Origin of the sequence: Micromonospora solifontis, assembly GCF_003725545.1 — a bacterium.
Taxonomy (GTDB): Bacteria; Actinomycetota; Actinomycetes; order Mycobacteriales; family Micromonosporaceae; genus Micromonospora; species Micromonospora solifontis.
Map to the genome: position 1 here is coordinate 1 of NZ_RJLN01000203.1, position 824 is coordinate 824.

The 824-nt window shown below is 63.8% G+C and carries 1 protein-coding gene; it reads right to left on the reverse strand.

Annotated features, from left to right (window positions below; genetic code table 11):
* Positions 1-824 (reverse strand): glycoside hydrolase family 10 protein (locus EFE23_RS27865; RefSeq protein WP_148058570.1); only part of this gene is annotated, 824 nt, incomplete at both ends.

The following is an 824-nucleotide window of genomic DNA, read 5'->3' on the forward strand; positions in this document are numbered from 1 at the left end:
TTGTTGCCGTTGCTGTCGAAGAGCAGGGGGTTGTCGCCGCTGCGCCAGGAGTCGTTGTCGCGGACTCCCCAGGTGGTGATGCCGGTGCAGCGGGTTACCGCGAGGCAGGCTTTGGTGACGGCGGCGTACATGTTGGCTTGGTTGGAGCCTTGGGTGATGTCGAGTTCGGTGATTTGGACGTCGACGCCGAGGTCGGCGAAGCGTTGCAGGTTGGTTTGGTAGTCGCTGGGCAGGGTGGTGCCGAGGTGGGATTGGAAGCCGACGCAGTCGATGGGTACGCCGCGGGTTTTGAAGTCGCGGACCATGTTGTAGACGCCGGTGGATTTGGCGTTGATTCCGTCGGTGTTGTAGTCGTTGTAGCAGAGTTTGGCGGCGGGGTCGGCGGCTCGTGCGGTGCGGAAGGCGGCTTCGATCCAGTCGTTGCCGGTGCGTTGGAGGTTGGAGTCGCGGCGGGCGCCGCTGCCGCCGTCGGCGAAGGCTTCGTTGACGACGTCCCAGGCGTAGATTTGGCCTTTGTAGTGGGTGGCGACCTGGGTGACGTGGTTCATCATGGCTGAGCGGAGGGTGCTGCCGGAGAGGTTCTGCACCCAGGCGGGTTGTTGGGCGTGCCAGAGCAGGGTGTGGCCGCGGACTTTCATGCCGTGGGCTTGGGCGTGGGAGACGATCTGGTCGCCGCTGGTGTAGCGGAACTGGTTCTGGGACGGTTCGGTGGCGTCCCATTTCATCTCGTTTTCTGGGGTGATCGCGTTGAACTCGCGGTCGAGGATGCCGGTGAACTGGCTGTCCGACAGCTTGAACGCGGGTACGGCGGCACCGAAGTAACG